The organism is Nocardia jiangxiensis NBRC 101359 (genome assembly GCF_000308615.1).
Taxonomy (GTDB): domain Bacteria; phylum Actinomycetota; class Actinomycetes; order Mycobacteriales; family Mycobacteriaceae; genus Nocardia; species Nocardia jiangxiensis.
In genome coordinates this window covers 1-8427 of sequence record NZ_BAGB01000024.1, presented here as the reverse complement: position 1 = coordinate 8427, position 8427 = coordinate 1, and the positions used below count along the sequence as shown (strand labels likewise).

Here is an 8427-nt window from a genome sequence, read left to right as displayed (position 1 = left end):
CATCCCACCCAAGGGCACCACGACCCCACCGACGTAATCGACTGTCCGGCAGAAGATCCCGAATCGGCCGCCAGGCGCAAACACCAATCGATTCCCGAGCGACTCGAGACGTACAGCTACAGCACACCGTGCGATGAGACGTCCCGACCTCGGGCCTGCAACTGCTACCAGACCGCCGGGTTCCCTCTGAGCGGTCCCCGATGACGAGACCACCCGGAATTGAGTTCAGGTGATTTCGTGCCGTGTTCAGCTGGTCCCGCAGGCCACCGGGTAGTGGGTGCAGGTGCAGAACTGTTGCAGGGCATGGGAAATCATCTCCGGACGGCTATCCATCCGCAACACCCGCGCAGGTCCGCCCGCCGTGGTGCCACCTTCTCCAGCTCCACGACAAGCCGCTCGGCGGTGATCGACCGTTCCACGATGTGCAGCAGTGATTCACGGGTGCGTTCGTCGATCATCGATGCGATCTTCACTGCCCGGCCGTCCACGGTCGAGTCGAAATGGAAGTACAACGCCCACACCACCTTCGGTGCGTCCGCCTCGACCGGAGGTGCAGAAGAGATTCCGGCTCGTTTACGCGGGTGGTGTTCGCGGACCTGCCCGCGACCCGCTCCCCGGCACGCCGAGCATGCCGCACACACCCAGTTGCTACAGGACCAGATCCATTGACAGTCCAAATGGACTGTGAAAACGTTTCGGCACCATCGCTGCCGAGGTTAGGACGCCGAGATGACTTTCACCGGAAACACCGTCGACTACGAAGTGCGTGACCGTCGTGCTTACCTCACCTTGAATCGACCGGACAGGCTGAACGCGATCACCGCCGACATGGCCCGCGAGATCGAGGACGCGGTTGCCGAGGCGAATGCCGACGAGTCGGTGCGCGTCATCGTGGTCCAGGGAGCAGGACGTGCGTTCTGCGCAGGCTACGACCTGAAGCTCTATGCCGAAGGCGGCGTGGAACACCAAGGCACGGTGTGGGATCCGGTCAAGGACTTCCGGATGATGAAGGCCAACACCGACCACTTCTTCTCACTCTGGCGGTCGGCGAAGCCGACTGTCGCCAAGGTGCACGGGTACGCCGTTGCGGGCGGCAGCGATATCGCTCTTTCCTGCGATCTGGTGGTGATGGCCGAGGACGCCCGGATCGGATACATGCCCGCACGTGTGTGGGGGTGCCCGACGACCGCGATGTGGGTCTATCGTCTCGGCGCCGAACGTGCCAAACGCATGCTGCTCACCGGCGACACCATCGACGGTATCCGGGCCCGGGAGTGGGGGCTGGTCATCGACGCTGTTCCCGCAGCCGAACTCGACGCCGCGGTCGAAAAACTCGTCGATCGTATGGCAGGCATCCCGATCAACCAGCTGGTCATGCAGAAGATGATGATCAACCAGGCCTACGACAACATGGGCCTGCAGACAACCCAGAATCTCGCCGTGTTGTTCGACGGCATAACCCGGCATTCTCCGGAAGGTCGCTGGTTCGTCGACTTCGCACAGAAACACGGCTTCGGCACCGCGGTCCAGTGGCGCGACAGCGGCCGCTTCATTCCCGACGGCGGAGGCGACATCCCCACCGAGGACGAAATCGACCGAATGAAACGAGAACTCGACGATAAGGCGGCCGGGGCGGCGAGCCGATGAGGGCGCTCACCGAATCCTCATGGCCGGCGGATACCAGCCGGCCCGTCCTCGATATCTCCGTTGGCGAACTGTTGGAGCAGGCCGCAGCCGAGGTACCCGATAGGCTCGCTCTGGTTTCGGTCGCTCCGGAACGCGAAGCTCGCACCTGGACCTACGCAGAGTTGTGCGACGATGCCGAGCGGGCGGCCGCCTGGCTGCTCGACCGTTTCCGGCCGGGCGAACATGTTGCGGTATGGGCCCCGAACGTCCCGGAATGGATTGTGCTCCAGTACGGCGCCGCGCTCAGCGGACTGGTGCTCGTGACCGCCAATCCCGCACTGCGCGGACCCGAACTCGAGTACGTCCTCGACAGGTCGCATGCGGTCGGGATCTTCTTCGTCGACAGCTTCCGTGGTTCCGATATGGCTGCACTGGTCCGAGCCGCACTCCCTGCGGTGCCCGCGGTGCGCGAGCCAATTGCCTTGGAGGGTTGGCTCGGACAGGTGCGTTGTACCGCCAAGCGAGCGGAGCTACCGGATGTCGATCCGCGGTCCGCCACCCAGATCCAGTTCACCTCCGGCACCACCGGTGGCGCGAAACCAGCGGTGCTCTCGCACCGGGCGATGGTCACCAATGCTGCCTTCGTCCGCGACCGGTGTACCGAGGCGCGGGCGGCGACGTTCGCCACCGCCCTGCCCCTGTTCCACACCGCAGGTTGCGGTCTGGCCGGGATGGGATCGGTGCATCAGCGGGGCACACTGGTGATCGGCGAGATCTTCGATCCGACGACGATGCTTGCGGCGATACAGAATTACCGCGCGGAGATCTTCGGTGGCGTGCCCGCCATGCTGCACGCGATGCTCGCGCATCCCGCGCTGGCCGGTTTCGATCTCGGTTCGCTGAAGGTCGTGATGTCTGGAGGCGATGCGGTCCCGCCCGCCCTGGTCGATGGGTGGGCGACGGCCTGCGGTGCTGTGACCAGCGCGGTCTACGGCCAGACCGAACTCGGTCCGATCGTGTGCCAGACGCGCCCGACGGACAGCCGCGAGGACAATCTGTTCACGGCGGGTCAGCCGCTTCCTCAGGTCGAGGTATCCATCCGCGATCCGGTCACCGGCGCGGTGCAGGCCGTCGGGGTCGAAGGCGAAATCTGTGCCCGCGGATACCAGCAGATGATCGGCTATCTCGATATGCCGGCCGAGACCGCCCGGACGATCGATGCCGACGGCCGGCTACACACCGGCGACCTCGGGACCATGGACGCACGCGGATACGTGCGGGTCACGGGACGGCTGAAGGACCTGATCATTCGTGGCGGGGAGAACATCTATCCGCGCGAGATCGAGGAGGTCTTGGCCGCGCACCCCGCGATCACCGACGCGGTCGTGCTCGGTCTGCCCGACCCTGCGTGGGGCGAAAGTGTGGCGGCTGTCGTCCGGCTCGACCCGGCGCAGCAGTCTCCCGCCTCGGACGAACTGCACGACTATCTGCGAGCACGCCTGGCGCCGCACAAGACCCCGAAGTCCTGGTTCATCGGCGAGAGCTGGCCGATGACTGCCCTGGGCAAGGTCCAGAAATTCCGGCTTCGCGATCAGATCGCCAACGGTGAGCTCAGGCCGTTGTGAACCGGAAACCGGGAGGGCTGACGCGTAGAGAACAACACGCGAGAACGCGTGAAGCCCTCCTGGGCGCAACGATCAGATGTCTGGTCGACCATGGTTACGCGGGCACGACAACACAACGGATCCAAGACGCGGCCGGGGTCTCGCGGGGCGCGCTGCTGCACCATTTCGGCTCGAAATCGGAGTTGCTCGTCGCTGCGATCCACCACATCGCCGATATACGCCTGCACCATGTCGATGAACTCACTACCGATCTCGACGACGGACCCGAGGCCCTGGAGCAGCTGGTGCAGGCGATCCGATCGGCGATGGCGGGCCCTGCATTTCAGGCCGCCATCGAACTGTGGGTCGCCGCCCGCACCGACCGGCTGTTGCGCGCCGCGCTGCTGCCCGTGGAGAAGAGACTGGACTCCGCACTTCGTACTCTTTTCCACCACCATGCGGGCATCCCTGATCCCGGAGCAGCGAGCACGGCATTCGAGTCGCTGATGGCCCTTGTTCGCGGGCTCGAACTGACCCGCATCATGCGAACCGATCAATCCCTGGCCGACCAGATCGTCGAGGACTGGCTCACCACCGTCGCCCGGCTGCGCCGAGGATGACGGCTACACCGACGTGAGCGGAGGCGACGCGGGGAAGTGGACGGGTAGGGCAGTCAATGCACGATGGAAAGCGCCTGTCCGCCAAGTCAGCTCGGCGGCCGGCACTCCGAGCCGCAGCTCGGGCAAGCCGTCGAGCAACTGGTCGATCGCGTCCTGAGCGATCAGGTAGGCCAGCGAATTGGCCGGACACAGATGCGGCCCGCCGCCGAAGGCCAGGTGCGCACGATTGCCGATGTGCTGATCCGTGCCGATCACCGGATCTGTGTTGCAGCCCGCCAAACTGATGACCACGGGCTGGTTGGCAGGCAACCAGAAGTCATCGATGAGGGTCGGCTGCCGCGGGAAAGTGAAACAGAAGTTGGCCATCGGCGGATCGTTGAACAAGACTTCGTCGAGAGCGTCACGGGTCGACAGGCTTCCGCCTACGACGCTGCCCCCGAACGGTTCATCGGTGAGGATGACGCGCAGCGCATTGACTATCAAGTTCTGCAGCGGTTCGATGCCTGCCCCGTAGAGCGTGGCCACCTGGTTCACGATCTCGGAGTCGCTGAGGTCGGTCGAGTGCCGAATTATCCGGGTCGTCACGTCATCGCCGGGCTCGGTGCGCTTGAGATCGATCAACTCCAGCAACGACTCGATGAGAACTCTGCCTCCGCGCTCGGCATCGATGCCCTCGAACATCGCCGCCATCCCGGCAGCGGCGCGCTGCGCGATCTCGGTTGGGCACCCCATCAGAACATTCAGCACGGCGAACGTGAGCGGAAAAGCGTACTGCCGGATCAGGTCCGCGGATCCGTCCTCACAGAACGAGTTGATCAACTGGACAGCGACGCGTTCGACCGTGTCGTGCACGCGGTACGGATTGACATCCGCGAGGCCGGCGACGATGGCCTGCCGATACCGGGCGTGTACGGCGCCGTCGTTACGCCGTGCGTTCGGTCGCCACTGCATGAGCGGAAGCACCGGGCAATCCGTCGCGACGTTCTGCTGCCAGGTACGCGGATCGGCCGGAAACCGCTCCGGATCGTTGAAGATCCGCAACGCGGTGTAGTAGCCGATCACCAGTGTGGCAGGCACGCCGGGCGCCAACTCCACCGGAACCAGAGACCCGTACTGCTCACGCATCGCTCGATAGGCGCTGTGCGGGTCCTTCGCGAAATCCTTTGCGTACAACAAAATTCGCGGACCGTCGATATCAATCGGTGAACCGTGCGGAGCCTGGCCCGATCGATGGCTGGAAATCGTCACCGAACGAATCCTAGGGCGGCAGACCGGAGTTATCGGCCGAGATGCGAACGATGTGCCCCCGATTCCGTACGGGAGCCGGTTCGCCGCGGCGGTGGCTTACCAGGCGCAGCGCGCGGACGGCCTCGACGGCGCCATGGCGCAGCGTGGGTGCGGTGACTCCGGAGTCGGCGCGCGGTGGCGTCAGGGTCGATGGTGTCGGTCTTGCCTTGCGCGCGCTGCTGACGGCTGTGGCTGCGAGTGGGCTGGTGTCGGAATAAGCGAGGCAGGACGTGCGGTTTGCTTGGCCATGACGATCGAGAATCTGGGCAAGGTCGGAGTGTGGGCATACCCGTCGATGGTGACGCCGGAGTCGGCGGCCGAGTTGGAACGGCTGGGATATCGGGCGCTGTGGCTGGGCAATCCGGGGGCCGAACTGGACCTCGTCCGGCCGCTGCTCGCCGCGACCGAGCATCTGGTGGTCGGCTCGTACATCGTCAACGTGTGGGCCGTGCCCGCGACGACCGCGGCCGAGGCGTTCCACCGGATCGAGGCGGAGTTCCCGGGACGGTTCTTGCTCGGCGTCGGTGCGGGCCACCGTGAGATCAACACCGACTATCGCAGTCCCTACCGCGCAACCGTCGACTATTTCGACCAGCTGGACGACCTGGGTGTTCCACGGGAGCGCCGGGCCCTGGCCGCCCTCGGCCCGCGGATGCTCGACCTCGCCCGCGAACGCAGTGCCGGGGCGCTGCCCTACCTCATCACCCCGGACTATATCCGCGCGGCCCGCGGCCGCCTCGGCGCCGACGCGCTGCTGGCCGCGGAGCAGAAATTCGTTCTCGACCAGGATCCGGACCGGGCCCGGGCCGAAGGCCGCAAGCGGCTCGCCGGCTATCTCGGACTGTCCAACTACACCACCAACCTGCGGAGGATCGGCTTCACCGACGAAGACCTCGCCCTGCCCGGCAGTGATCGCGTAGTCGATGCCCTGGCCCTGCACGGCGACGTCGACCAGGTGGTCACGGGACTGCGGGCCCACCTGGACGCCGGTGCCGATCACGTTGTCGCCCAAGCTCTCACCGCCGACGGCGACCTGATGCCTGCGCTCCGCGCGCTGGCCGCAGGCATCGTTCGGGACCTGCCGGCTCGGACATAGTCGGACGATCTATTGCTGCCAACGCTCTCAGCGGTGGAAGCGGCAGTCGTCGTTCGCCTCGCATGCGACGGTGCCCGCGCGCATCGCGGTCAACGTTCCCGACGATCTGCCGCTCGAGCTGCTGGCTCCGCTGGGCTGCGGAGCCATGACCGGTGCGGGCGCGGTGCTGAAATGTGCTGAAACCCGTTGCGGGAGGGGCATTCGCGGTATTCGGTACCGGCGCGAGTTCAGTGCGCCAGGAACTTCCGGTAGATGTGCTCGGCCACCATGATCGTGGCCGCTGGACTTGACGAACCTTGCTGCGACGCAACCCTTTACAAATGTCGACGGATCAGTCTGATTCAGACTGCGCAGGCGCGGGTGTGGACTGCTCGTCGTAGGTTTTGCGCGCAGCGGCGATCGTGTGTCGATGGCGGTCGGCCCATTCGGTCAGTGTCAGCAGAGTTCGATAGAGTTCGCGGGCCATCGGTGTGGCTTCGTATTCGGTCCTGGGCGGAACCGACGGGTAAACCGTGCGAGTCAGCAGGCCGTCGCGTTCGAGGTTGCGAAGGGTCAGTGTGAGCATTCGCCTGCTGATGCCGTCGATTTCGCGTTCGAGTTCGGTGAAGCGCATCGGATGCCGGGTTGTCCGGAGCAGGATGCCGATCGCCCACTTGCCGCTGACCCGGTTGATGACCTCCAGCACCGAACACGCCTGGTCGAGAGCTGAGTCACGCGAATCGTCATCGGCGGCCGAATCTACGTGGACAGGAACATCGCTGTGCCTCTGGAACATTGAAGTGCCTCCTTCCCCCGGTGGTGCCTGTGACAGATCATGCACTGGGTAACAAATAGTGCACCATGAGAGTTGAGAGGTCATCATGACCGATGTTCGGCAAACGAGGTACGAACCGGGCCGAGGAGCGTCGCCGAGGAGGCTGTCGGCCGGGCAGTTGGACGATTTTCTCGCGGAGCATCGGATGGGAGCCCTGGCAACCATCAAGCGCAGCGGACATCCACACCTGTCGACCGTTGCGTACCAATGGAATCCCGCCGCACGGCTGATCTCGATCGGCTCTACCGCTGATCGTCTCAAAGTCCGTCAGCTGACCCGTGATCCGCATGCCGCGTTGTACGTGAGCAGCTCGGATCACCTCACCTTCGTGGTCGCCGAGGGCACTGCGGAGATCTCTCCGGTCAGCACCGTCCCGGGAGACGCCACCGGCCGCGAACTACTCGCCCTGTTCCCCGAATTCGACAATCCCACCGACGCACAGGCATTCCTCACGAACATGGTCGAGGACAACCGGCTGATCATCAGACTCCGAGTCACCAAGCTGTACGGCGATACCCTTGCCGGCGACCAGTGAGGCCTGAACGGTCCGCGTGATGTGCTCCGGTTATCTGAGCCCTCGGTCACCCACGCGGCGATTTGTACGCGTGAGGTGAAACACATGAGCGACAACGCCGCCGATAACATCCGCCGCGGCCAACCCTCGGCCAGCTGCCCACCGACATCGACCCCGACAGCGCCTTCGTCATCGGCGGACTCCGCTACGGCATCGCCCGGCAACTCCGCATCAGCAACCGCACCCGTACGGTGAACCGGCTCCGCGACCAGCTGCTGGCGATCAGCCCAGCCCTAGAGCGGGTGCTCGATCTCGGGCACAAGGGTCCTTTGGTGCTGCTGAGCGGATTCAGACCCCGGCGATGCTGCGTGAGGCCGGTGCACAGAGGGTGGCGGACTTCACGCACGATTTCGGCAGCACGGCCACGGCACCACACCCGACGGTGCCCACGATCGGGCTCGAGGCCCCGACGTCGGTGGACGCAATGGGCTGGGCAGGCCCGATACCGGCGGGCACGATACGGTCGCCGTCCACGCGGCGGCACACAGCGAAGCCGGAGGCGCCCGGGTCGGCACCAACCATTGACACCGTTCACAACGGGCGCGATCGCTGTGTGGATACGCCCGGATAGCTCCTGGTGTTCATCATTGCTGCCGCCGTGACGGTGCGGGGTGAGCCGGCCAGATCAGGCCGCGGCGGGTGAGGTGGGGCGAGTGCCCTGGTGCCGAATGCCGCGGATGGTGTGGGTGATGGAGGGGTGCTGGTGGCCAGGTCAGTGGGTTGTGCGGGACCTAGCGGTGTCGGCGGCCCGGGGCTCCTCGTTCAGGACGGGTTCGAGTTCGGCGGAGCTGGGCTCGCGGCGGTGC

The 8427-nt window shown here is 65.3% G+C and carries 8 protein-coding genes and 2 pseudogenes; 7 read left to right on the top strand and 3 right to left on the bottom strand.

What is annotated here, in order from left to right; all coding sequences use genetic code 11:
* Window positions 1-311: 311 nt before the first annotated feature.
* Window positions 312-524 carry a hypothetical protein gene (locus tag ON40_RS07320; protein ID WP_083895467.1) on the bottom strand — a complete coding sequence of 71 codons (213 nt, stop codon included), beginning with the start codon at window positions 522-524 and terminating at the stop codon, window positions 312-314.
* 205 nt (window positions 525-729) lie between these two features.
* Between ON40_RS07320 and ON40_RS07315 the strand changes: the two genes are divergently transcribed.
* From ON40_RS07315 to ON40_RS07305, 4 genes and pseudogenes are all read left to right on the top strand, one after another.
* Entirely contained in the window at window positions 730-1647 is a 918-nt protein-coding gene (locus ON40_RS07315) for a crotonase/enoyl-CoA hydratase family protein (protein WP_040819894.1), read from the top strand.
* Window positions 1644-3251, top strand: coding sequence for an AMP-binding protein (locus ON40_RS07310; RefSeq protein WP_040819893.1), 1608 nt, complete (start codon window positions 1644-1646; stop codon window positions 3249-3251). The genes ON40_RS07315 and ON40_RS07310 overlap by 4 nt, the downstream gene beginning before the upstream one ends.
* Window positions 3248-3388 (top strand): annotated as a pseudogene (locus ON40_RS55965) (hypothetical protein); the annotation flags it as partial. The gene ON40_RS07310 and the pseudogene ON40_RS55965, both read left to right, overlap by 4 nt.
* Window positions 3389-3433: 45 nt before the next feature.
* Window positions 3434-3850, top strand: a complete 417-nt coding sequence (locus tag ON40_RS07305) for a TetR/AcrR family transcriptional regulator (RefSeq protein WP_245567703.1) — start codon at window positions 3434-3436, stop codon at window positions 3848-3850.
* Between the two features lie 3 nt (window positions 3851-3853).
* Here ON40_RS07305 and ON40_RS07300 read toward each other — a convergent pair whose 3' ends face one another.
* A complete protein-coding gene (locus ON40_RS07300; RefSeq protein WP_051192793.1) occupies window positions 3854-5098 on the bottom strand; it encodes a cytochrome P450 family protein in 1245 nt (414 codons plus the stop codon).
* Window positions 5099-5384: 286 nt separating this feature from the next.
* On the opposite strand from ON40_RS07300, the gene ON40_RS07295 reads away from it, so the two are divergent.
* Entirely contained in the window at window positions 5385-6233 is an 849-nt protein-coding gene (locus tag ON40_RS07295) for an LLM class F420-dependent oxidoreductase (RefSeq protein WP_040819891.1), read from the top strand.
* Window positions 6234-6564: 331 nt separating this feature from the next.
* Here ON40_RS07295 and ON40_RS55415 read toward each other — a convergent pair whose 3' ends face one another.
* Window positions 6565-7008, bottom strand: coding sequence for a winged helix-turn-helix transcriptional regulator (locus ON40_RS55415; RefSeq protein WP_040819890.1), 444 nt, complete (start codon window positions 7006-7008; stop codon window positions 6565-6567).
* Between the two features lie 85 nt (window positions 7009-7093).
* On the opposite strand from ON40_RS55415, the gene ON40_RS07285 reads away from it, so the two are divergent.
* Both ON40_RS07285 and ON40_RS54395 read left to right on the top strand, forming a co-directional pair.
* Window positions 7094-7582: a pyridoxamine 5'-phosphate oxidase family protein gene (locus ON40_RS07285; protein WP_051192792.1), complete on the top strand. Its 489-nt coding sequence runs from the start codon at window positions 7094-7096 to the stop codon at window positions 7580-7582.
* Between the two features lie 87 nt (window positions 7583-7669).
* Window positions 7670-7794, top strand: a pseudogene (locus ON40_RS54395) (TetR family transcriptional regulator); the annotation flags it as partial.
* Between the last annotated feature and the right edge of the window lie 633 nt (window positions 7795-8427).